The following is a 21294-nucleotide window of genomic DNA, read 5'->3' on the forward strand; positions in this document are numbered from 1 at the left end:
TCCTCCTCCCGGGTCCGCGTATGCCGGTGGGGAGCAGATGCCGGTGGGAAGCGGAGGCGTCGCCGGACGGCCCGGTGCCTGCTGCGGCGCGCGTCACCGGACAGCGCTGCGGGTCACAGCAGCGCGAACTGGCCTTCGGGGCCCTCCTCGTGGTGATCGAGCACCGATGCGGGCAGACGGGCGGCCGCGGGCGCCGGCAGCACACCGGCGTCCGACAGTTCGGACCGGCCGATGCCGGTACCGGTCCGCAGAGCCTGCCGTACGTCGTTCCGGGACGTCCGCAGCTCCCCGAGAAGCGCGAGCGTGGTGATCAGCTCGAGCAGTTCCGACGTCCACTCCTGGAGCCAGCCGGGCGGCCGCAGCGCCTCCAGGGTGTCCGGTTCGCTCAGCGCCGTGCGGCTCTCGAACCACAGCTCGAGCACCCGGGCCCCACCGGCTGTGAAGTCCCAGGCTCCGGCCGGCACCGGCGAGATACGCCCCGATCCGAGCAGCAGGCACTCGCCTTCGGGTTCGTAGGCGATACCCCCGGGGCGGGCCGGAACGGCGGCCCGCACATAGGGACGCCGCCCGCCGGGCAGCCGCGGGCGTCCGCCGCCGTGGGCACCGCGCAGCTGGATCCGCAGGGCCCGCTGTCCCAGTTCGACCCCGGCTTGCCAGAGGTCCGGGTCGGCGGTGAGCGGTACGACACAGCCTTGCGGCGAGCCGACACCCGCGGTCAGGGCCCAGGCGAGGATCTGCTCGGCGGTGACCTCGCGCCCGTAGTGCGCGGTCAGCCGGGCCGGCAGCCCCGGCGCGAGATTGGGCTCGATCCCGCCCGGCCTTCGGTAGAGCGGCCGGATCCGGCCCGGTCGGCCGGCGGGTGCGCTGCCGTCGGGAAGCAGCGCGCTGACGGTCAGGACCGGCCCGGCATCCGGCTGCGCGTGACCCTGCTCGACGGCGAAGAGCTGCCGGTCGTCGGCCACCCGCCAGAGCTCGGGACGGGCCGCGTCGAGCAGTCGGTGGTCGGGGATCAGCCACTGCTCGTCGAACGGTCCGTGCGCCATCCGGACCGGCGCGGGACACGGCCCCGACTCACGTGCGAGCCGTCCGGTTCCGGTCCGCTGGCCGGGCAGCGCCGCGACCGAGCTGCCCGGTGTACGGGCCCTGGTGGACCGGAACAACCTCTCGCGCTCGGCCCCTTCGGCCCGGATGAGCCTCTCCCAGCGGGCCTTCAGCGACCCCGCGTCGGGCGCCATCGCCCAGCCGCGCCCCAGCCGCAGGGGCGCGACCGACCAGGGCATCAGTTCGTCCAGCAGGGGCGCTTCATCCGTCACGTTCCGCATGCTAGTGCCGTGGCGGCTGAGCGCTACGGGGCTTCCACCGTGACGGAGAAGGAGAACCTGTCCCCCCGGTAGCGGATCCGCGCCACATCCACCACCCGCCCCCGCTCGTCGTAGGTGACCCCCGTGTAGTGCAGGATCGGCGAGAGCAGGGGCACCTTGAGCAGTCCGGCCGTCGCGGGGTCGGCCAGGGTGGCCTGGACGGTGTCCGTGATCCGGCTGATCCGCACTCCGACCCCGTCGCGCAGCACCTTGGTCATCGGCCAGCGCTCCAGATCGGCGACGTCCACCGCGGCCGCGATCTCCGGACGCAGCGCGTTCTCCGCCCAGTTGGTGGGCTCCCCGCTCTCGTCGCAGCGCAGCCTGGTGTAGCCGACAACCTCGTCCAGGCCAGGGAAGTGCTCGGCGAGCTCACCGGGCACCGCCATCGGACCGTGGCTGAGCACGGTGGTGAGCTCGCCGGACTGCTGGGCGACGATCGCGTCGATGGAACCCAGCAGCCGGCGCGGAGCACTGGGACGCGCCCCCGGGGCGATGAAGGTGCCGCGCCGCCGGTGCCTGCTGATCAGTCCTTCGGTCTCCAGCTCCTTGAGCGCCTGGCGCATGGTGAGCACGCTGACGCCGTAGTGCCCTGCGAGCTGTTCCTCGGTGGGCAGCCGCAGCGGGTCGTGCGGGCGCCGGCCCAGTATCGAGGCGCGCAGCGACTGCGAGACCTGGTACCAGAGCGGCAGCTTGCGGTTCAGGACCAGCGAGTCGGGCGCGAAGGCGGTCACGGGGCTTCTCCGTATGTACTTACGACCGGAAGTGGCGCTGGAGACCCTGCCACACGTCGTCGTACCCCGCCTGCAGATGGTCCGCGGTGGCCGCCTGCCCGGTCGCCGTGAGCGGCCAGCGGGTCTCGAACATGAAGGCGAGCCCGTCGTCGATCTTCTGCGGTTCGAGTTCGGCGGCGCCGGCCCGCTCGAAGGTCTCCCGGTCGGGGCCGTGCGCGGACATCATGTTGTGCAGCGAGCCCCCGCCGGGGACGAATCCCTCCGCTTTCGCGTCGTAGGCGCCCTCGATGAGGCCCATGTACTCGCTCATGACATTGCGGTGGAAGTACGGCGGCCGGAACGTGTCCTCGCCCACCAGCCAGCGCGGCGCGAAGACCACGAAGTCGACGCCTGCCAGCCCCGGGGTGTCGGACGGCGAGGTGAGCACCGTGAAGATCGACGGGTCGGGATGGTCGTAGCTGATGGACCCCAGCACGTTGAACCTGCGCAGGTCGTAGACGTAGGGGACATGGTTGCCATGCCATGCCACGACATCCAGCGGCGAGTGGTCGTACACCGCGGACCAGAGGTTGCCGCAGAACTTGTTGACCACCTCGACCTCCCGCTCCTCCTCCTCGTACGCGGCTGCCGGGGCCAGGAAGTCCCGCGCGTTGGCGAGGCCGTTGGCTCCGATCGGGCCCAGGTCGGGGAGCTGGAAGGGGCGCCCGTAGTTCTCGCAGACATAGCCCCGGGCGCATCCGTCGAGCAGCTCGACACGGAAGCGCACACCGCGCGGGATCAGCGCGACCTGGCCGGGGGCCGCGCGCAGCAGTCCGAACTCGGTCCTGATGAGCATGCCGCCACGCTCGGGGACGATGAGCAGCTCCCCGTCCGCATCGCTGAACACCCGGTCGGTCATGGAGGAGTTGGCATGGTACAGATGCACCGCCATCCCGGTGCGCTGGGCTGCGTCGCCGTTGCCGCCGAGCGTCCACAGGCCGTCCAGGAAGTCCGTGCCCGGCGCGGGCTCGGGGAGCGGGCTCCAGCGGAGCCGGTTCGGGTCGGGGGCCCTGTCGGTGAACGGCGCGCAGCGCACCGCGCCGTTGTCGATCCGCACGAAGGGCGGGTGGGACGCCGACGGCCTGATGCGGTAGAGCCAGGAACGGCGGTTGTGGGCACGGGGCTCGGTGAAGGCGGCGCCGCTGAGCTGCTCCGCGTACAGGCCGAGCGGTGCGCGCTGCGGGGAGTTCCGCCCGTGCGGCAGGGCGCCGGCGACCGCCTCCGAACTGTGCTCGTTACCGAAGCCCGAGGAGTACGTCAGGGCGTCCGCCGTCTTCCTCGCCTGCTCGATGGTGCTCATGGTCCGCTCCCGGTGCCGAAGGAATCCTATGTTCAACAGTAGGATTGCGCTTACTGCCCGTCAACGGGGGCAAACAGGACGCGCCCCCGGAGGGGGCCGGCCGCGGGGGCATCATGGAGCCCATGGCCGACCCGAAGGCGCTCCGCCGCGCCCCCGTCCAGCAGCGAAGCGCCGAACGTCTCACCCGGATACTGGATTCCTGTGCGGAGATCCTGGACGAAGGGGGCTACGAGCAGCTCACGACACGCTCCGTCGCCGCGCGGGCCGGTGTCCCCATCGGGTCCGTCTACCGGTTCTTCGGCAACAAGCGCGCCATGGCCGACGCTCTGGCGCAGCGCAATCTGGACCGCTATGCCGTGCGGATCGTGGACCGGCTGGCGGCCGTTCCGGCGGCCGACTGGCGCGGTGTGATCGATGTCGTGCTCGACGAGTACCTGGCGATGAAACGTAACGTCCCCGGCTTCGCGTTCGTCGACTTCGGTGGCCCCGGGGCGCTGGACGAGCCGAATCCGAAGGTCGCGGACCGGCTGACCGAACTGCTCGCCGCCCATCTCGGCCGGCCGGCCGACGGCAGGCTGCGCCGCAAGGTGCTGGTGGGTGTGGAGGTCACCGACGCGCTGTTGCAGCTCGCCTTCCGCGCCCGCCCTTCGGGGGACGGCGAGCTGATCATGGAGACCCGGGAGCTGCTGCACGCGTATCTGGCGCCCCTGCTCGACTGACCCCCTCCCATACATGCCTACCGGTCGGTATGCTCAGGTTGCCTGTGCGCCACTGTCGCCGCCCCGGGAGGGCTCGTGCTTTCACCCGACGCCGTACGTACCGCTCTGCGCATCTGCCCGCTCTGCGAGGCCACCTGCGGTCTGACGCTCACCATCGAGGGAACCCGGGTGACCGGCGCGCGGGGCGACCGCGACGACGTGTTCAGCAAGGGGTTCATCTGCCCCAAGGGGGCGTCCTTCGGAGAACTCGACGCCGATCCCGACCGGCTGCGCACCCCGCTGGTCCGCGAGGACGGCGCGCTGCGGGAAGCGACCTGGGACGAGGCCTTCGGGTTCATCGCCGCTCGTATCCGGCCGCTGATCGAGGAGCACGGCCCGGACGCGGTCGGGATCGTGCTCGGCAATCCCAATGTCCACACCGTCGCGGGGGCGCTCTACCCGCCGCTGATGCTCGGTGCGCTCGGCAGCCGCAACCTCTTCACGGCGAGCACCCTCGACCAGATGCCCAAGCATGTCTCCAGCGGGCTGCTCTTCGGTGATCCGCTCGCCATCCCGGTGCCCGACCTCGACCGCACCGACCATCTGCTGCTCCTCGGGGCCAACCCGCTCGAATCCAACGGCAGTCTCTGCACGGCCGGCGACTTCCCGGGCCGGCTCAAGGCGCTGCGCAGGCGCGGCGGCACCCTCACCGTGGTCGATCCGCGCCGTACCCGGACCGCGAAAACGGCCGACACCCACCTGGCGATCCGGCCGGGAACGGACGCGCTGCTGCTCGCGGCGCTCGCTCACACCCTCTTCGAGGAGAAGCTAACCGACCTGGGCGCGCTCGCGGCGCATGTCGAAGGGGTCGCCGAAGTCGAGGAGTGCGTGAGGGAGTTCAGCCCCGAGGCGGTCGCCGGCGCCTGCGACATCGACCCCGGGGTCATCCGCACGCTCGCCCGGGACCTCGCCGCCGCACCGAGGGCCGCCGTCTACGGCCGGGTGGGCAGCTCCACCGTGGAGTTCGGCACCCTGGCCAACTGGCTGGTCGACGTGCTCAACATCCTCACCGGCAATCTCGACCGGCCGGGCGGCGCCCTCTTCCCGCTTTCCGCCACCGACCGTGCCCCCCGGCCGGCGGCCCCCGGCAAGGGGTTCGCGCTCGGCCGCTGGCACAGCAGGGTGAGCGGCCACCCCGAGGTGAAGGGGGAGCTGCCGATCACCGTGCTCGCCGAGGAGATCGAGACCCCGGGCGAAGGACAGATCCGCGCGGTGATCTCCATCGCGGCCAATCCGGTGCTCTCCGCGCCGGACGGAGACCGCCTCGACAAGGCCCTGGCGGGGCTGGACCTCATGGTCAGCATCGACCCGTACCTCAATGAGACCTCACGCCACGCGGACGTCGTACTGCCTCCTCCGCCGTCCTCGCAGAGCGCCCATTTCGACTATGTCTTCAACACCCTGGCCGTCCGCAACCAGGCCCGCTACTCCCGCCCCGCCGTACCGCTGGCACCCGGTCTGCTCGACGAGAGCGAGATCCACGCCCGGCTGATCCTGGCGGTGAGCGGCAAGCACGGCGCCGACCCGGCGGACGTCGACGCGATGGCGATCGACCGTACGCTGGCCAGGGCCGGCGCGGCCGCGGCGTCGGCAGGACAGCTCTCCGGACGCACCGGGCCCGAGCGGCGGCTCGATCTGATGCTCCGTCTGGGGCCGTACGATCTGACACTGGACCGGCTCATCGACCACCCGCACGGCATCGACCTGGGCCCCCTGCAACCGCGCATACCGCAGGTGCTCAGGACCCGCAGTGGACGCATCGAGCTCTGCCCGGCACCCATCGCCGCCGATCTGCCCAGGCTCCGCAGGTCGCTGGAGGGGCGTCGCGCCGGACTCGTCCTCGTGGGCCGCCGTCATCTGCGCTCGAACAACAGCTGGATGCACAACCTCCCCGCGCTGAACGGCGGGTCCAACACCTGCACGCTTCAGGTCAGCCCCCAGGACGCCGAGCGTCTGGGGCTCTCCGACGGCGCCGCCGCCCGGATCAGTTCGGCGGGCGGCGCGCTCGAAGTCCCGGTGGAGGTGACCGATGCCGTCAGGGCCGGAGTGGTGAGCCTGCCGCACGGCTGGGGTCACGACCGGGCAGGTACCCGGCTGTCGGTCGCCGCGAGGCGCCCGGGAGTCAATGTGAACCAGCTGCTCGACGGCACGCTGCTGGACCCGCTGTCCGGCACCGCGGTGCTCAACGGCTTCCCGGTGGAGGTGACTCCGGCCGGAACGGGGCGCTCCGTACAACGGGCATGAGCTGAGCGTAAGGAAAGGTCGGTTCAGGCCATTCCCAACCGGTCGGCAACCGGCTAACTTGCGGCCCAGTCGTCTCTTCTGGTCACAGCCGCCGTGCTGATTGCCCCGGACGGAATTCCATGTCTCGCGCCATCTCTCTGCAGAGCATCACCAAGACGTACGACCGGGGCGTCCGCGCCGTCGACCGCGTGTCGATCGACGTGGAGCCCGGCGAATTCCTCGTACTGCTGGGCCCCTCCGGGTGCGGGAAATCGACCGTTCTCCGCATGATCGCCGGGCTGGAGGACGTCACCGATGGCGAGGTGCTGCTCGACGGCCAGTACGCCAACCATCTGCCGCCCGGGCAGCGGGGTATGGCCATGGTCTTCCAGAACTTCGCGCTCTACCCGAGCATGACGAGCCGCGACAACATCGGTTTCCCGCTGCGTTTCGAGGCCCCGGGCGAGGACTCATCGGTGCGCGTCGAGGCAACCGCCCGGATGCTCGGCATCGAGGACGTCCTCGACCGGTATCCCGGCCAGCTCTCGGGCGGTGAGCGGCAGCGCGTCGCCATGGGCCGGGCCATCTCCCGGCGGCCCTCGGTCTTCCTGATGGACGAGCCGCTGTCGAACCTCGACGCCAAGCTCCGCAACCACCTCAGGGCCGAGATCGCCCAGCTCACCCGTGAACTGGGCGTCACCACCATCTATGTGACGCACGACCAGTCCGAGGCGATGTCACTGGGCGACCGCGTCGCGGTGATGCGCGGAGGAGTCCTCCAGCAGATCAGCAAGCCGCGCGACGCGTACGGCCTGCCGGAGAACGTCTTCGTCGCCGCGTTCATCGGCACCCCCCGGATCAATCTGCTCCAGGCCGTGGTGCATGCGCCGCTGGACGGCGCGATGTCGATCGATCTCGGCCGGCAACGGCTGCGTCTTCCCGAACCACTCAGCACCGACCACCAGTTGCTCCGTATCCAGCAGGGCAGACAGCTCATCGTCGGCCTGCGCTCCGAGGCCGTGAGGATCGCTCCGCCCAGCCAGGCCCGCCCCGGCGAGGTGGCGATCAGCGGCCTGGTCGAGCACATGGAGTACCAGGGCCATGAGGCGCTGGTACATCTCAACACCGGCTCGCAGCCCGCTGTCGTGCCGGACCTGGAGTCGCCCCGGCCGGGTCCTGTCTCCCGTCGCCGCAAGAGCGCCGCGGCGACCGGTGTGCTCACCCGGCTGAAGGAGCGGGCAGCTCAGCACGTCTCGGGGCCCGTTGTGGTCCTCGACGCCGCAGAGCCCGAACCGACGCACACCCCGGACCGCCGCTCGATGGGCGCCAGCGACCTGGTGGTGCGCACCAGCCCTGATCTGCGGGTGCGCACCGGCGCCCAGGTGCCGCTTCTGGTCGATCTCGCCCATCTCTATGTGTTCGACAACTACGGCCGCAGGATCTGCCCCGCGCCGAGAGACCTCCCCGGCCTCGACCAGGGTCCGCTCTGAGGCTGTTCCGGCAGCCGGCCCGGCGGACACAGCACCGCCGGGTCCTCCGTACGACCGCCGCCTTGCGCCGGACTGCAGCGCTCAGCCGGCAGCGGCCCCGAACCACTGCGGCAGCCGGCTGAGCGGATCCCCTGATCCTCACCGGCCCGTGCGGACCCGGCGCCGAGCCCGTGGCGGACCACGGTCGACGTGACGTTCTCGGCCAGGTACCGCTCCACGTCCCCGAAGTCCAACGGCTCCGACACCGGCCGGGGGCCCGGCTCCGGGGACACACGTATCCGGCCCCGGAATGGCCCGCATCACCCGGCAGGACCTGGCGCCGAAAAACTAACGACGCTAGTTTAGGTTGCCGGTGCAGAGCGGACGGTATACGCACAGCACATCGGCAGGTTCTGGAGGAGGCGCGATGAAGGCCCATGACGGGATGTACATCGGCGGTGAGTGGCGGTCGCCCAGGGGGACGGACACGATCGCGGTCGTGAATCCGGCCGACGAGCAGGTCATCGGCCATGTGCCGGCCGGCACGGCGGAGGACGTGGACGAAGCGGTACGGGCAGCCCGTGCCGCGTTCCCCGCCTGGTCCGCGACCCCGCCCGCCGAGCGCGCCGCACGGATCGCCGCGCTGCGCGACGTCCTTGTCGCGCGCAAGGACGAGATCGCCGGGACGGTGACGGCGGAACTCGGCTCTCCGCTGCAGTTCTCCCAGCTGGTGCACGCCGGTGTTCCCGCACTGGTCGCCGGTTCGTACGCCGAGCTGGCCGCCACGCACCCCTTTGAGGAGAAGGTCGGCAACTCGACCGTCCTCTCGGAGCCGGTCGGTGTCGTCGGTGCGATCACTCCCTGGAACTACCCGCTGCATCAGATCGTCGCCAAGGTGGCTCCCGCGCTCGCAGCGGGGTGCACGGTCGTGCTGAAGCCGGCTGAGGACACGCCTCTGACCGCCCAGCTCTTCGCCGAGGCCACTCAGGAAGCCGGCCTGCCCGCAGGAGTGTTCAACCTGGTCACCGGTATCGGCACGGTCGCGGGTCAGGCACTGGCCGGCCACGAGGGCGTCGATCTGGTCTCCTTCACCGGATCCACCGCCGTCGGCCGGCAGATCGGCGCCGTCGCGGGCGCGGCCGTCAAGCGTGTCGCCCTGGAACTCGGCGGCAAGTCCGCCAACGTGATCCTTCCGAGCGCGGATCTGGCCAAGGCGGTCGGTGTCGGGGTCGCGAACGTCATGGGCAACTCGGGCCAGACCTGCAGCGCGTGGACGCGGATGCTGGTCCACCGTGACCAGTACGACGAGGCGGTGGAGCTGGCTGCGGCGGCGATCGCCAAGTACGTCCCGGGGGAGCGTGTCGGCCCGCTGGTCAACGCCAAGCAGCAGGCGCGTGTCCGCGGGTACATCGAGAAGGGTGTCGAAGAGGGGGCCAGGCTGGTCGCCGGTGGCCCCGAAGCACCGCTGGAGCAGGGGTACTACGTCAGCCCGACGCTGTTCGCCGATGTCACCCCCGAGATGACCATCGCGCAGGAGGAGATCTTCGGACCGGTCATCTCGATCCTCCGGTACGAGGACGAGGACGACGCCCTGCGGATCGCCAACGGGACCGTGTACGGCCTCGCGGGAGCCGTATGGGCGGGCGATGAGGACGAAGCCGTGGCCTTCGCCCGCCGTATGGACACCGGTCAGGTCGACATCAACGGTGGCCGGTTCAACCCGCTCGCCCCGTTCGGCGGTTACAAGCAGTCCGGCGTCGGCCGCGAGCTCGGCTCGCACGGCCTCGCCGAGTACCTCCAGACCAAGTCCCTCCAGTTCTGAGCCGGGAGAACCGCACCATGGTCCGCGCCGCAATTCTGCCTGCCGTCGGCTCCCCTCTGGAGATCGACGGCATCGACATCCCCGAGCCCGGCCCCGGCCAGGTCAGGGTCCGCCTCAGTGCCGCAGGTGTCTGCCATTCCGACCTCTCGCTGACCAACGGCACCATGCGGGTCCCCGTCCCGGCCGTGCTCGGGCACGAGGGCGCGGGCACCGTCGTCTCGGTCGGGGAGAACGTCACCCATGTAGCGCCCGGCGACGGAGTGGTCCTCAACTGGGCCCCCTCCTGCGGGGCATGCCACGCCTGCGCCCTCGGCGAGGTATGGCTCTGCGCCAACGCGCTCTCCGGCGCCGGCGATGTCTATGCGAAGCGGGCGTCGGACGGCACGGACCTGCACCCCGGCCTGAACGTCGCCGCGTTCGCCGAGGAGACCGTCGTCGCCGCCAACTGCGTGCTGCCCGTTCCCGACGGCATCCCGCTGACCGACGCGGCCCTGCTCGGCTGCGCGGTCCTCACGGGTTACGGCGCGGTCCACCACTCCGCCCGGGTCCGCGAGGGCGAGACGGTCGCGGTGTTCGGCGCAGGCGGGGTCGGGCTCGCCACGCTGCAGGCCGCCCGCATCGCCGGTGCGTCGACGATCGTCGCGGTGGACGTCTCCCCGGACAAGGAGGAGCTGGCCAGGGCGGCGGGTGCCACCGAGTTCGTGGTCGCGTCCGAGAACACGGCCCGGGAGATCCGCTCGCTCACCGGGAAGCAGGGGGTGGATGTCGCGGTCGAGTGCGTGGGGCGGGCGGTGACCATCCGCACCGCCTGGGAGTCGACCAGGCGCGGTGGGCGCACCACGGTGGTCGGTATCGGCGGCAAGGACCAGCAGGTCACCTTCAACGCGCTGGAGATCTTCCACTTCGGCCGCACCCTGGCGGGATGTGTCTACGGCAACTCGAACCCGGCCGAGGATCTGCCGGTGCTCGCGGAACATGTCAGGGCCGGACGGCTGGACCTGGGGATGATGGTGACCGAGCACATCGGGCTCGAAGACATCCCCGCCGCCTTCGACAACATGATCGCGGGCAAGGGCGGGAGGGCGCTCGTCGTCTTCTGACGGAGCGTGACCGGGGCGGGGGCCTCGCCATTCCCCTCTACCCGCCTGCTTTTGTCCGCCGTCCCCCCGCCGGTCTTCCGGCCGGGGGACGCGCCGTTCCTGGAGTTCCTCAAGGAAGCGGGCCCGGGGGCGGGGTGCCGGTCAGCGCTCGGTGCCGCTGCTGCGCGGGCCTCCGGCGCCGGTGCTCGAGCCGTGCCCGCCGGGTGAAGCGCCGGAGCCCGCCTCCGGCAGCGGAGCGGACGGCAGGGAGGCCCGCCGCAGCCGTCCCGACCGGGACCGCGACACCGCTACACCCGCCAGGCACACCACCCCGCCCAGCAGCGTCAGCCACTCCGGCACCTCGTCCAGGAACAGCCACGACATCAGCACGACCAGCGCGGGCACCGCGTACGTGGTCGCGCCCATGCGCCCCGCGGTCGTCCGGGCCAGGGCGTAGGCCCAGGTGGTGAAGGCCAGAGCGGTCGGGAAGACCCCCAGATAGACCATGTTGAGCGTGGCCGATACCGGCGCCCGCGAAGCCTCGCCGACCAGTACCCCCATGAACGGCAGACAGGCGACCGCGCCGACCAGACAGCCGAACGTGGTCACCTGCAGCGCGGACGCGTGACGCAGGGCCGGCTTCTGGCCGACCACACCGCTCGCGTACGACACCGCTGCCAGCAGACACAGGGCCATTCCGAGCACCGACGAGTCGCCCTCGCCCGACATGGACAGTCCCACCACCACTGTTCCGGCGAAGGAGACAGCCATGCCGGCCATCAGCCGTGACGGCAGCCCCTCCTTGAGCAGCCACCCAGCGAGCAGCGCCATGACCAGCGGACCGACGTTCACCAGCAGTGCCGCGGTGCCCGCATCCACCTTCTGCTCGCCCCAGTTGAGAACCACCATGTACAGGCCGAACCAGAGCAGGCCCGAGATCACGATGCCGGGCCAGGCGGCCCGGGGCGGCAGGCCCTCCCTGCGGACCAGACAGATCGCACCGAGGACGATCGAGCCGGCCAGCAGGCGGCCGAGGGCGAGCGCGCCAGGGGAGTAGGCAGCGCCGGCGCTGCGGATCGAGACAAACGCCGAGGCCCACAGCAGGACAGTCGTCCCGGCCGCGGCGACGGCCTTCGTCTGGGTGGAATTCATACGACGAACGTAACGCGCCTGTGGTCCGGTTCTCACCGCAATATCGCCGCGCGAACAGCGTCGGCGCGATGCCGGGCGTCCGGCGGCCGGGCGGGCCGGAACGCGTCAGCCGGCTCTCGGCACCGGCCGGAGCGTCTCGTACTGCAGGGCCAGGCCATCCACCAGCGCCCTGAGTCCTGTCTCGAAGGCACCCTCGTCGACCTGCTGCTGCCGCTCGGCGAGCAGATGGGCCTGGCCGAGGTGCGGATAGTCGGCCGGGTCGTAGGCGGTCTCGTCGTCGACGAAACCGCGGGCGAACGAACCGAGGGCCGAGCCGGTGATGAAGTACCGCATCAGCGCGCCGATGTAGGTGGCCTGGGCGGCCGGCCAGCCCGCCCGGACCATCGCACCGAAGACCGCGTCCGCCACTCGCAGACCCGCGGGCCTGCGGCCGGGTCCCTGGGCGAGCACCGGGACGATGTTGGGGTGGTCGGTCAGCGCGGAGCGGTACGAGACGGCCCAGTCGTGCAGCGCGGTGCGCCAGTCGCGGACGTCGTTCTCGTCGAACATCGACAGATCGATCTGGGCGGAGACGGCATCGGCGACCGCGTCGAGGATCTCGTCCTTGTTGCGGAAGTGGTTGTACAGCGAGGGTCCGCTGACCCCCAGCTCGGCGGCGAGCCGGCGGGTGGAGACGGCCGCCAGCCCTTCGGAGTCCACCAGAGTGCTCGCGGTCGCGACGATGCGCTCTCTGCTGAGGAGGGGCTTGCGTGGGCGGGCCATGGCGCACATAGTAGGGCCTGCCCCCGAGAAACTAGCAGTGCTAATTTAAATGAGGTGCCCCGAATGAATCTGGAGCTCAGTGAGGAGCAGTCCGCGGTACGGCAGCTCGCCAGGGACTTCACCGACCGCGAGATCACCCCGCACGTCGTCGAGTGGGACCGCGCCGAGAGCGTCGACCGCGGCATCGTCAAGAAGCTCGGAGCGCTGGGCTTCCTCGGCCTGACCATCGGCGAGGAGTACGGCGGCTCGGGCGGCGACCACCTGGCCTACTGCCTCGTCACCGAGGAGCTCGGCCGCGGGGACTCGTCGGTGCGCGGCATCGTCTCGGTCTCCCTCGGCCTGGTGGCCAAGACCATCGCGTACTGGGGCGACGAGGAGCAGAAGCAGCGCTGGCTGCCCGGCCTCACCTCCGGTGATCTGGTCGGCTGCTTCGGTCTCACCGAGCCGGGCACCGGCTCCGACGCGGGCAACCTCTCGACCAGGGCCGTCCGCGATGGTGACGACTACGTCATCAACGGCTCCAAGATGTTCATCACCAACGGCACCTGGGCCGATGTGGTGCTCCTGTTCGCCCGCTCCACCGACGCGCCCGGCCACAAGGGCGTGTCCGCCTTCCTGGTGCCCACGGACACACCTGGCCTCGGCCGCCGCACCATTCACGGCAAGCTCGGACTGCGGGGGCAGGCCACCGCGGAGTTGACCTTCGAGGACGTGAGGGTCCCGGCTTCCGCCATGCTGGCGCCGGAGGGCAAGGGTTTCTCGGTGGCGATGTCGGCCCTGGCCAAGGGGCGGATGTCGGTGGCCGCGGGCTGTGTCGGGATCGCCCAGGCCGCCCTCGACTGCGCCCTGAGGTACGCGGGCGAGCGCGAGCAGTTCGGCAAGCCCATCGCCGGCCACCAACTCGTCCAGGAGCTGATCACCGACATCTCGGTGGATGTGGACGCCGCCAGGCTGCTGACCTGGCGGGTCGCCGATCTGATCGACCGCGGCGAACCTTTTGTCACCGAGGCGTCGAAGGCGAAGCTCTTCGCCTCCGAGGCCGCGGTACGGGCGGCGAACAACGCGCTCCAGGTGTTCGGCGGCTACGGATACATCGACGAGTACCCGGCGGGCAAGCTGCTGCGTGACGCCCGCGTGATGACGCTCTACGAAGGCACCAGCCAGATCCAGAAGCTGGTCATCGGGCGGGCGCTCACCGGGGTTTCGGCCTTCTGAAGCGCTCCAGGCCGTTCTGAGTACCCGAGCTGAGTATCCGGGCGGATGTGGCACCTGCCGCATCCGCCCGATGCTGTTCCCATGAGTGACACACCGGTAAAGCAGCAGAACACGGCGGCGTACTACGGGCAGGCCGTCGCGTCGTTCGCCATCGCACTTGCCGCCATGACACTGGGGGTACTGAATCTGGATGTCGATGTGTGGGTCCGGGCCTTCCTCGGCCTCGGTCTCCTCTACCTCACCACTTCCGCCTTCACTCTCGCCAAGGTCGTCAGGGACCGCCAGGAGGCCGGACAGATCGTGAGCCGGGTCGACCAGGCCCGGCTGGAGAAGCTGCTCGCCGAGCACGACCCCTTCCAGAAGCTCTGAACCAGGGGCGGGCTCCCCTACCCGCCGGAAGGGCCGAGCCCGCTCCCGGGCGCGGATCCCTCCGGGCGGCGCCGGGATGGCCCGGGGCTTCCCCTAAGCGCTTGCTCACCTTCGGGGTATGGTGTGCGTCCTGCACCACGGGCGGAAGGGGCGAGCAATGAGCACGGCGGAGGAGAGGTCCGGCGGCGACGACATGCCGTGGGCCGAGGTCGGCCCCGAGGCCGCCAGGCGGCTGCTCGTCGCCGCGGTCGAGGCCTTCGCCGAACGCGGCTACCACGCGACGACGACCCGCGACATCGCGGGCCGCGCGGGGATGAGCCCGGCCGCCCTCTACATCCACTACAAGACCAAGGAAGAGCTGCTCCACCGGATCAGCCGGATCGGGCACGAGAAGGCCCTGGAGATCCTGGAGACGGCGGCGAACAGCACCGGCACCGCTGCGGACCGGCTCGCCGCGGCCGTACGTTCCTTCGTCCGCTGGCACGCCGGACATCACACCACCGCGCGCGTGGTGCAGTACGAACTCGACGCACTCGGCGAGGAACACCGCACGGAGATCATCGAACTGCGCAGGCGCAGCGACGCGGCGGTTCGCGGCATCATCGACGACGGCGTCGCGGCGGGGGAGTTCGACGTTCCCTACGTCCCCGGCACCGCGCTCGCCGTGCTGTCGCTCTGCATCGATGTGGCGCGCTGGTTCAATGTGGAGGGCCGCAGAACGCCGGACGAGGTCGGCGCGTTCTACGCCGACCTCGTGCTGCGCATGGTCTCCGCCCGCAAGTGACCTGAAAGGCCCCGGGCGATGGACCCCGGAGGCGGCCGCTCAGAAGTAGTAGCGGGAGACCGACTCCGCCACGCACACCGGCTTGTCGCCGCCCTCGCGCTCGACCGTGATGGCGGCGGTGACCTGGATACCACCGCCCGCCTCGGAGACGTCGGTCAGTACACCCGTCGCCCGCAGGCGGGAGCCGACCGGCACGGTGGCGGGGAAACGCACCTTGTTGGACCCGTAGTTGATGCCCATCTTGATGCCCTCGACCCGCAGGATCTGCGGGACCAGCGTCGGCAGCAGGGACAGCGTCAGATAGCCGTGCGCGATGGTCGTCCCGAACGGCCCCGCCGCGGCTTTCTCCGGATCCACATGGATCCACTGGTGGTCACCGGTGGCGTCCGCGAACAGATCGATCCGCTTCTGGTCGATCTCCAGCCAGTCGCTGTGTCCCAGCTGATCGCCGATACCGGCGCGCAGTTCCTCGGCGGACGAGTAGATCTTCGGCTCTGCCATGTTCGTGATCCTGCCTTCCCAACGGAGTGTCCAAGCGCTTGCTCAGCATCGTCGGGCGTGCCCTGTCCTGTCAACGACCGGCTGTCCGAAGGGCGCAGTAGGGTTCGGGGAGTGCCGCAGATTCCAGAGAAGATCAATGAACTCACGGTCGGCCAGTTGTCCGCGCGGAGCGGGGCCGCCGTTTCCGCCCTTCACTTCTACGAGTCGAAGGGGTTGATCAGCAGCCGCAGGACCAGCGGCAACCAGCGCCGCTACAGCCGTGACGCGTTACGCCGTGTCGCATTCGTACGCGCGGCGCAGCGCGTCGGTATCCCACTGGCGACGATCCGGGGCGCGCTCGCCGAGCTGCCCGATGAACGCACCCCCAACCGCGAGGACTGGGCCCGGCTCTCCGCCGCATGGCGCGCGGAACTCGACCAGCGCATCAGCCAGCTCGGCCGGCTCCGTGACCACCTCACCGACTGCATCGGCTGTGGCTGCCTGTCGTTGGAGACCTGTGTGCTCTCCAACCCGGACGACGTCTTCGGAGAGCGGATCTCCGGCTCGAAACTGCTCCCGGAACGCCGTGAACCGTCGGTGTGAGCCTTCGCCACCGGCGACTGCCCGTACGCCGTGCCGCCCGGCGGCGCCCTGTGCCCGAGCACCGCAGGGGATTGCTCGATCACCCTTCAGGGCAAGCGGCTTGGAGCCGGTGCCGCCGGATTCTGCCGGTGCCGTCGGATGTCGGTGCGGCCCCATCCGGGCCGCCGGCTCAGGCGGCCGAAGCGAGTTCCTTGTGGCGCCCCTTCCTGGCGCGTGCCAGGGCTGACGGTGTGAGGACCGGCTGCGGCACCAGAATGCCGCACCGGGCGCAGACGGGGCCGGACCACGCCTCCGGCGCGGCCCCGGGGGTCCAGGTGATCGTCTTCTCCGTGCACACCGGGCAGCAGGTGCCCGGGCCGGACCGAAGGGCGGAAATCAGCCGCAGCAGAACGTCGGCCAGTGGCCACGAAGGGTGCACGGCGGGGTCGGCGCACCACACCACTCCGCACCCGCCCCAGGTGCGCCGGTGCCAGTCGTCGAAGGGTCCGGGGCGGCGCAGCCCCGCGTGCTTCTCGCGCTTGCGGCGTTCGGCGAACCCGGCCTCGTAGGCCAGCCAGACGCTCCGCGCCTCTTCCAGTTCATCGAGCGCGGCCATCAGCCGCGCCGGATCGGGGGCCCGGTCCTCGGGCTCGATGTGATGCCTGGCACACAGATGGTCCCAGGTCGCCCTGTGTCCGTAAGGCGCAAACCTCTCCAGGCACTTGCGCAGCGAATACCGCCGCAGGGCAAGGTCGTGGTGAGGGTCGCGCACCTCTCTCGCGAGGCTCCGAAAACCGGCCATCGCACTGCCACCTCCGTCGCTGGTACTTCGGCGTCATGGAATGGACGTACAGCTACCCGATTCGGCTCCATCGAAATTCGGATGGCACCCATTACTCAAGTGCCGGTGCGTCTTCCCCGACGCCCGTGTGGTGATTCGGAAAAGGTGACGCATGTTCACCTTACTGACGGGTCACCTCGCCAGTAACGTCCGGGCATCGGCCTCCCCCCAGGAGCATTCATGCGACGACGCACCGGAAAGCTCAGAACTGCCATAGCCGTAGCGGTGTTGGCGCTCGGCGCGGGCCTCTTGGCACCGCTGCCGCAGGCGACCGCCGCGGACACGGACCCCACCGACTACTGCCACAGCCAGTGCAACGACATCCTGCCGCCCGGTGAGAACGGCAACGCCACTCTCGCCGACATCCTCGCCAACCGGGCACTCGGCACCCGTCCCGCCCACAGCGCCGATCAGCTCGGACCTTACGACGCGCTGCCGGCGGGTGCCTCATCCCTCACCGACTCCACACTCAACACCTTTTTCAACGATGCCTCGTTCGGGGTCCCCGCCGGGCAGGTCGCCTCGGTGACCAAGCCGCGTGACGATGTCAGCATCACGAGGGACAAGAAGACCGGCGTGCCGCACATCAAGGGCACCACGCGCTACGGAACCGAATTCGGCGCCGGCTACGCGGCCGGGCAGGACAGGCTCTGGCTGATGGATCTCTTCCGTCACATCGGCCGCGGCGAGCTCACCTCCTTCGCCGGCGGCGCCCTCGCCAACCAGGGCCTCGAGCAGGAGTTCTGGCCGCAGGCGCCGTACACCGAGCAGGACCTCCAGGCCCAGGCCGACACGATCGCGGCGGGCAGCGCACGCGGCAAGCAGGCCATGGACGACGCGCAGGCCTACATCGACGGCATCAACGCCTACCGGCAGAAGTCCAAGGACGGCCGCTACTTCCCCGGCGAGTACGTCCTCACCGGCAAGATCAACGCGATCACCAACGCCGGTGAGATCGAGCCGTTCAAGATCACCGACATGATCGCGCTGGCCTCGGTCGTCGGCGCGCTCTTCGGCGGCGGAGGCGGCGGCGAGGTCCAGGCCGCGATCTCGCTGCTGTCCGCCCAGCAGAAGTACGGTGTCACCGAGGGCAGCAAGGTCTGGGAGTCCTTCCGGGAGCGCAACGATCCCGAGGCGACCCTGACCATCCACGACGGGGCTTCCTTCCCCTACGCGGGCAAGCCGGCGAACCCCAGGGGCGCCGCGATGCCGGACCCGGGCTCGGTCAAGGCCGAACCGCTGGTGTACGACAGGACGGGCGGTGCCGCCACCGGTGCCAAAGCCCCGGTCGACGCACCGAAGAAGCTCAGGCCGGCCCAGGGCATGTACGACGACGGCGTGCTGCCGGCCAACCTCTTCAGCAGCAAGAAGGGCATGTCCAACGCGCTGGTCGTCTCCGGCAAACACACGGCCGGCGGGAACCCGGTCGCCGTGTTCGGTCCGCAGACCGGCTACTTCCTGCCGCAGCTGCTGATGCTCCAGGAGCTCCAGGGCCCGGGGATCAGCGCCCGCGGTGTCTCCTTCGCGGGTGTGGGCATGTACATCCAGCTCGGCAGGGGCCAGGACTACGCGTGGAGCGCCACATCGGCCGGCCAGGACATCACGGACACCTATGCGGTGGAGCTCTGCCAGGACGACACCCACTACCTCTACCGGGGAGTCTGCACCCCGATGGAGAAGATGGAGCGCACCAACTCCTGGAAACCCACCGTCGCGGACTCCACGGCCGCCGGCTCCTACCGGATGCAGGTCTGGAGAACCAACTACGGCATCGTCACGCACCGGGCGACCGTCGGCGGCAAGGCCGTCGCGTACACGGCGCTGCGCAGCACGTACGGGCACGAGGCGGATTCCATCGTCGGCTTCCAGATGCTCAACGACCCGTCGTACGTGACGGACGCGAAGTCCTTCCAGCAGGCCGCTTCCCACATCGGGTACACCTTCAACTGGTTCTACGCGGACTCCCGTGAGGCCGCGTACTTCAACAGCGGTATGAACCCGGTGCGCGCCGACGGTGTGGACGCCTCGCTGCCGGTCAAGGCCGAGCAGGCCTACGAGTGGAAGGGATTCGACCCCGTCGCCCACACCACCGACCTGACCCCGGACACACAGCATCCGCAGTCGGTCGGCCAGGACTACTACGTCTCCTGGAACAACAAGCAGGCCAAGGACTACACGTCGGCCGGCTTCGGCAACGGATCGGTGCACCGCGTCGATCTGCTCGGTGACCGGGTGGCGGGACTGGTGGCCAAGGGCGGCGTCACACGTGCCGCGCTCACCCGCGCCATGGCGGATGCCGCCGTCACCGATCTGCGCGGCGAGGACGTGCTGCCCGAACTGCTCGACGTCGTACGGAGCCGGCCGGTCACCGATCCCGCGGAGGCGAAGGCGGTCGAGCAGCTGGAGGCCTGGGTGGCCGACGGCGCCCAGCGCAAGGAGAACGCCCAGAGTTCGCACGTCTACACCCACCCGGACGCGGTGCGGATCATGGACGCCTGGTGGCCGCTGCTCGTGGCAGCGGAGTTCAAGCCGGGGCTCGGGGATGATCTCTACTCCGCGCTGGCGGACAATCTCTCCGTCGACGAGTCCCCGTCCGCCGGACACGGGCCCACCGGTGCGCACGCCGGATCGGCGTTCCAGTACGGCTGGTGGAGCTATGTCGACAAGGACATCCGTGCGGTCCTGGGCCGTCCTGTCCAGGGCAAGCTGGGCAGGACCTACTGCGGAGGCGGCGAGTTGAGCGCCTGCCGGGACGCCCTGCTCTCCACCCTCGCGCAGGCGGCGGCCAGGACCCCGGCACAGGTGTATCCCGGCGATGACAACTGCGACGCCGGTGACCAGTGGTGCTCGGACGCGATCATCCAGCGTCCGCTGGGCGGCCTGCAGTTCTGGCCGATCCAGTGGCAGAACCGGCCGACCTACCAGCAGGTCGTCGAGTTCCCCTCGCACCGCTAGTCGACCGGAGGCCGGGCGGGCGTCTTCCCGCCCGGCCACCGGCGCGGCTCAGCGGTAGGCCAGATACTTCTTCCGCGTCGCCCGGAAGGCGGCGAGCTCGCCCTGCCAGGCAGCCACCACCTCGTCGGTCCGGGCGCCCGCGTCGATCATGGTGCGTACCCGGGCGGAGCCGGTCAGCTTGTCGATCCAGTTGTCCGGCCGCCAGGCGAAGCCGTCCCACACCTGTTTCGCGGTCACCAGCATGGCGATGGCCGTACGCACCGGGTCGAACGACTCTCGGTCCTGGACGTGGAGCTGGACACCGCCGACGGTCTTGCCCTCGAACTTCGAGAAGGTCGGCGCGAAGTACGCCTCCCGGAAGAGGACGCCGGGCAGCTCCAGCGCATTGACGGCGGCCGCCCACTTCCGGTCGATGCCGTCGGCGCCCAGCAGTTCGAACGGCCGGGTGGTGCCCCGCCCCTCGGAGAGGTTGGTGCCTTCGAAGAGACAGGTCCCCGCATACACGAGTGCGGTGTCCGGTGTCGGCATGTTCGGGCTCGGCGGTACCCAGGGCAGACCGGTCGCGTCGAAGAAGTCACCGCGCCGCCATCCCGTCATCCCGACGGTCTCGAGTTCGACCGGCTTCGCCAGGAACTCCCCGTTGAAGAGACGCGCGAGCTCCGTGACCGTCATGCCGTGCGCCTGCGAGACCGGCTGCCGCCCGACGAAGGTCGCGAACTCCTTGTGCAGTACGGGGCCGAGAGCGGCCCGGCCGGTGACCGGGTTCGGCCGGTCCAGGACCACGAAGCGCTTGCCGGCCAGCGCGGCTGCCTCCATGCAGTCGTAGAGCGTCCAGATGTAGGTGTAGAAGCGGGCGCCCGCGTCCTGGATGTCGAAGACCACCGTGTCGACGCCCGAGGCGGTGAAGATGTCGGCCAGCGGCTGTCCGCTCCGTGTGTAGGTGTCGTACACCGGCAGCCCGGTCGCCGGGTCGTCGTAGCGTCCCTCCGAGCCGCCCGCCTGGGCGGTTCCGCGGAAACCGTGCTCGGGGCCGAACACGGCGACCAGATTCACCCGTTCGTCGGCGTGCATGACGTCCACGATGTGCTGAACGGCGTGGTTGATTCCGGTCGGATTCGTGACGACGCCGACCTTCTCCCCGTCGAGCAGCCGGTAGCCGTCCGCCGCCAGCCGGTCGAAGCCGGTACGCACCCGGCCGTGTGCGGGTTGTGCGGACGCCGGGCCCGTCGTGGCCGCAGCGATCCCCACAGCACCGCCCGCGGCCAGCAGCCCCCGCCTGGACAAGTTCATCGGGATACCTCCATGATCTCGCCGTCTGTCATGGCCACGCAGGCTAGTCCTCCCCCCTTCCCTAGTTACATACCGACTGGTT

At 70.2% G+C, this 21294-nt stretch carries 18 protein-coding genes; 10 read left to right on the plus strand and 8 right to left on the minus strand.

Going from position 1 to position 21294, the window contains the following annotated elements; all coding sequences use genetic code 11:
- Nucleotides 1-113: 113 nt before the first annotated feature.
- From OHS16_RS25615 to hmgA, 3 genes are read right to left on the minus strand one after another with little or no spacing between them, the layout of a single operon-like run.
- Nucleotides 114-1322, minus strand: a complete 1209-nt coding sequence (locus tag OHS16_RS25615) for a type ISP restriction/modification enzyme (RefSeq protein WP_328539598.1) — start codon at nucleotides 1320-1322, stop codon at nucleotides 114-116.
- Between the two features lie 23 nt (nucleotides 1323-1345).
- A complete protein-coding gene (locus OHS16_RS25620; RefSeq protein WP_328539599.1) occupies nucleotides 1346-2092 on the minus strand; it encodes a GntR family transcriptional regulator in 747 nt (248 codons plus the stop codon).
- Nucleotides 2093-2111: 19 nt separating this feature from the next.
- Nucleotides 2112-3431 carry a homogentisate 1,2-dioxygenase gene (gene hmgA, locus OHS16_RS25625; protein ID WP_328539600.1) on the minus strand — a complete coding sequence of 440 codons (1320 nt, stop codon included), beginning with the start codon at nucleotides 3429-3431 and terminating at the stop codon, nucleotides 2112-2114.
- 113 nt (nucleotides 3432-3544) lie between these two features.
- Here hmgA and OHS16_RS25630 point away from each other — a divergent pair, with 113 nt between their 5' ends.
- The 5 genes from OHS16_RS25630 to OHS16_RS25650 all read left to right on the plus strand — a co-directional run bounded on the left by OHS16_RS25630 (nucleotide 3545) and on the right by OHS16_RS25650 (nucleotide 10803).
- Nucleotides 3545-4150 (plus strand): TetR/AcrR family transcriptional regulator, encoded by a 606-nt coding sequence (locus OHS16_RS25630; protein WP_328539601.1) that lies wholly within the window; start codon nucleotides 3545-3547, stop codon nucleotides 4148-4150.
- A gap of 75 nt (nucleotides 4151-4225) precedes the next feature.
- The gene (locus OHS16_RS25635) at nucleotides 4226-6433 is read left to right on the plus strand and encodes a molybdopterin oxidoreductase family protein (protein WP_328539602.1); all 2208 of its coding nucleotides are present in this window, start codon (nucleotides 4226-4228) and stop codon (nucleotides 6431-6433) included.
- A 119-nt stretch (nucleotides 6434-6552) separates the two neighbouring features.
- Nucleotides 6553-7902: an ABC transporter ATP-binding protein gene (locus OHS16_RS25640; protein ID WP_328539603.1), complete on the plus strand. Its 1350-nt coding sequence runs from the start codon at nucleotides 6553-6555 to the stop codon at nucleotides 7900-7902.
- Nucleotides 7903-8308: 406 nt separating this feature from the next.
- Nucleotides 8309-9703 carry an aldehyde dehydrogenase family protein gene (locus tag OHS16_RS25645; protein WP_328539604.1) on the plus strand — a complete coding sequence of 465 codons (1395 nt, stop codon included), beginning with the start codon at nucleotides 8309-8311 and terminating at the stop codon, nucleotides 9701-9703.
- Nucleotides 9704-9720: 17 nt separating this feature from the next.
- The gene (locus tag OHS16_RS25650) at nucleotides 9721-10803 is read left to right on the plus strand and encodes a Zn-dependent alcohol dehydrogenase (protein WP_328539605.1); all 1083 of its coding nucleotides are present in this window, start codon (nucleotides 9721-9723) and stop codon (nucleotides 10801-10803) included.
- A 141-nt stretch (nucleotides 10804-10944) separates the two neighbouring features.
- Here the strand turns inward: OHS16_RS25650 and OHS16_RS25655 are convergent, their stop codons facing one another.
- A complete protein-coding gene (locus OHS16_RS25655) occupies nucleotides 10945-11934 on the minus strand; it encodes a DMT family transporter (RefSeq protein WP_328539606.1) in 990 nt (329 codons plus the stop codon).
- A gap of 105 nt (nucleotides 11935-12039) precedes the next feature.
- On the minus strand, nucleotides 12040-12696 hold the full coding sequence (locus OHS16_RS25660; protein ID WP_328539607.1) for a TetR/AcrR family transcriptional regulator: 657 nt from the start codon (nucleotides 12694-12696) through the stop codon (nucleotides 12040-12042).
- A 63-nt stretch (nucleotides 12697-12759) separates the two neighbouring features.
- Between OHS16_RS25660 and OHS16_RS25665 the strand changes: the two genes are divergently transcribed.
- The 3 genes from OHS16_RS25665 to OHS16_RS25675 all read left to right on the plus strand — a co-directional run bounded on the left by OHS16_RS25665 (nucleotide 12760) and on the right by OHS16_RS25675 (nucleotide 15064).
- The gene (locus OHS16_RS25665; protein WP_328539608.1) at nucleotides 12760-13911 is read left to right on the plus strand and encodes an acyl-CoA dehydrogenase family protein; all 1152 of its coding nucleotides are present in this window, start codon (nucleotides 12760-12762) and stop codon (nucleotides 13909-13911) included.
- A gap of 81 nt (nucleotides 13912-13992) precedes the next feature.
- Complete coding sequence (locus OHS16_RS25670; RefSeq protein ID WP_328539609.1) at nucleotides 13993-14280, plus strand: YiaA/YiaB family inner membrane protein; 288 nt, start codon at nucleotides 13993-13995, stop codon at nucleotides 14278-14280.
- 157 nt (nucleotides 14281-14437) lie between these two features.
- Nucleotides 14438-15064, plus strand: coding sequence for a TetR/AcrR family transcriptional regulator (locus OHS16_RS25675; RefSeq protein WP_328539610.1), 627 nt, complete (start codon nucleotides 14438-14440; stop codon nucleotides 15062-15064).
- A gap of 39 nt (nucleotides 15065-15103) precedes the next feature.
- On the opposite strand, the gene OHS16_RS25680 is transcribed toward OHS16_RS25675, so the two are convergent.
- Complete coding sequence (locus OHS16_RS25680; protein WP_328539611.1) at nucleotides 15104-15565, minus strand: MaoC family dehydratase; 462 nt, start codon at nucleotides 15563-15565, stop codon at nucleotides 15104-15106.
- Nucleotides 15566-15676: 111 nt separating this feature from the next.
- Between OHS16_RS25680 and soxR the strand changes: the two genes are divergently transcribed.
- Nucleotides 15677-16147: a redox-sensitive transcriptional activator SoxR gene (gene soxR / locus OHS16_RS25685; protein ID WP_328539612.1), complete on the plus strand. Its 471-nt coding sequence runs from the start codon at nucleotides 15677-15679 to the stop codon at nucleotides 16145-16147.
- Nucleotides 16148-16316: 169 nt separating this feature from the next.
- Here soxR and OHS16_RS25690 read toward each other — a convergent pair whose 3' ends face one another.
- Nucleotides 16317-16928, minus strand: coding sequence for a hypothetical protein (locus tag OHS16_RS25690; protein ID WP_328539613.1), 612 nt, complete (start codon nucleotides 16926-16928; stop codon nucleotides 16317-16319).
- 219 nt (nucleotides 16929-17147) lie between these two features.
- On the opposite strand from OHS16_RS25690, the gene OHS16_RS25695 reads away from it, so the two are divergent.
- Nucleotides 17148-19922 carry a penicillin acylase family protein gene (locus OHS16_RS25695; RefSeq protein WP_328539614.1) on the plus strand — a complete coding sequence of 925 codons (2775 nt, stop codon included), beginning with the start codon at nucleotides 17148-17150 and terminating at the stop codon, nucleotides 19920-19922.
- Between the two features lie 48 nt (nucleotides 19923-19970).
- On the opposite strand, the gene OHS16_RS25700 is transcribed toward OHS16_RS25695, so the two are convergent.
- Nucleotides 19971-21212, minus strand: a complete 1242-nt coding sequence (locus tag OHS16_RS25700) for an exo-beta-N-acetylmuramidase NamZ family protein (protein ID WP_328539615.1) — start codon at nucleotides 21210-21212, stop codon at nucleotides 19971-19973.
- Between the last annotated feature and the right edge of the window lie 82 nt (nucleotides 21213-21294).

The organism is Streptomyces sp. NBC_00344 (genome assembly GCF_036088315.1).
GTDB lineage: Bacteria > Actinomycetota > Actinomycetes > Streptomycetales > Streptomycetaceae > Streptomyces.

Excerpts from the sequence above, each read along its gene's own strand:
- OHS16_RS25665 (WP_328539608.1), top strand. The coding sequence starts at position 12,760 with ATGAATCTGGAGCTCAGTGAGGAGCAGTCCGCGGTACGGCAGCTCGCC.
- OHS16_RS25670 (WP_328539609.1), top strand. The coding sequence starts at position 13,993 with ATGAGTGACACACCGGTAAAGCAGCAGAACACGGCGGCGTACTACGGG.
- OHS16_RS25695 (WP_328539614.1), top strand. The coding sequence starts at position 17,148 with ATGCGACGACGCACCGGAAAGCTCAGAACTGCCATAGCCGTAGCGGTG.
- OHS16_RS25680 (WP_328539611.1), bottom strand. The coding sequence starts at position 15,565 with ATGGCAGAGCCGAAGATCTACTCGTCCGCCGAGGAACTGCGCGCCGGT.
- OHS16_RS25700 (WP_328539615.1), bottom strand. The coding sequence starts at position 21,212 with ATGAACTTGTCCAGGCGGGGGCTGCTGGCCGCGGGCGGTGCTGTGGGG.
- OHS16_RS25650 (WP_328539605.1), top strand. The coding sequence starts at position 9,721 with ATGGTCCGCGCCGCAATTCTGCCTGCCGTCGGCTCCCCTCTGGAGATC.
- OHS16_RS25615 (WP_328539598.1), bottom strand. The coding sequence starts at position 1,322 with ATGCGGAACGTGACGGATGAAGCGCCCCTGCTGGACGAACTGATGCCC.
- hmgA (WP_328539600.1), bottom strand. The coding sequence starts at position 3,431 with ATGAGCACCATCGAGCAGGCGAGGAAGACGGCGGACGCCCTGACGTAC.
- OHS16_RS25630 (WP_328539601.1), top strand. The coding sequence starts at position 3,545 with ATGGAGCCCATGGCCGACCCGAAGGCGCTCCGCCGCGCCCCCGTCCAG.
- OHS16_RS25690 (WP_328539613.1), bottom strand. The coding sequence starts at position 16,928 with ATGGCCGGTTTTCGGAGCCTCGCGAGAGAGGTGCGCGACCCTCACCAC.
- OHS16_RS25640 (WP_328539603.1), top strand. The coding sequence starts at position 6,553 with ATGTCTCGCGCCATCTCTCTGCAGAGCATCACCAAGACGTACGACCGG.
- OHS16_RS25645 (WP_328539604.1), top strand. The coding sequence starts at position 8,309 with ATGAAGGCCCATGACGGGATGTACATCGGCGGTGAGTGGCGGTCGCCC.
- OHS16_RS25660 (WP_328539607.1), bottom strand. The coding sequence starts at position 12,696 with ATGGCCCGCCCACGCAAGCCCCTCCTCAGCAGAGAGCGCATCGTCGCG.
- OHS16_RS25655 (WP_328539606.1), bottom strand. The coding sequence starts at position 11,934 with ATGAATTCCACCCAGACGAAGGCCGTCGCCGCGGCCGGGACGACTGTC.
- OHS16_RS25675 (WP_328539610.1), top strand. The coding sequence starts at position 14,438 with ATGAGCACGGCGGAGGAGAGGTCCGGCGGCGACGACATGCCGTGGGCC.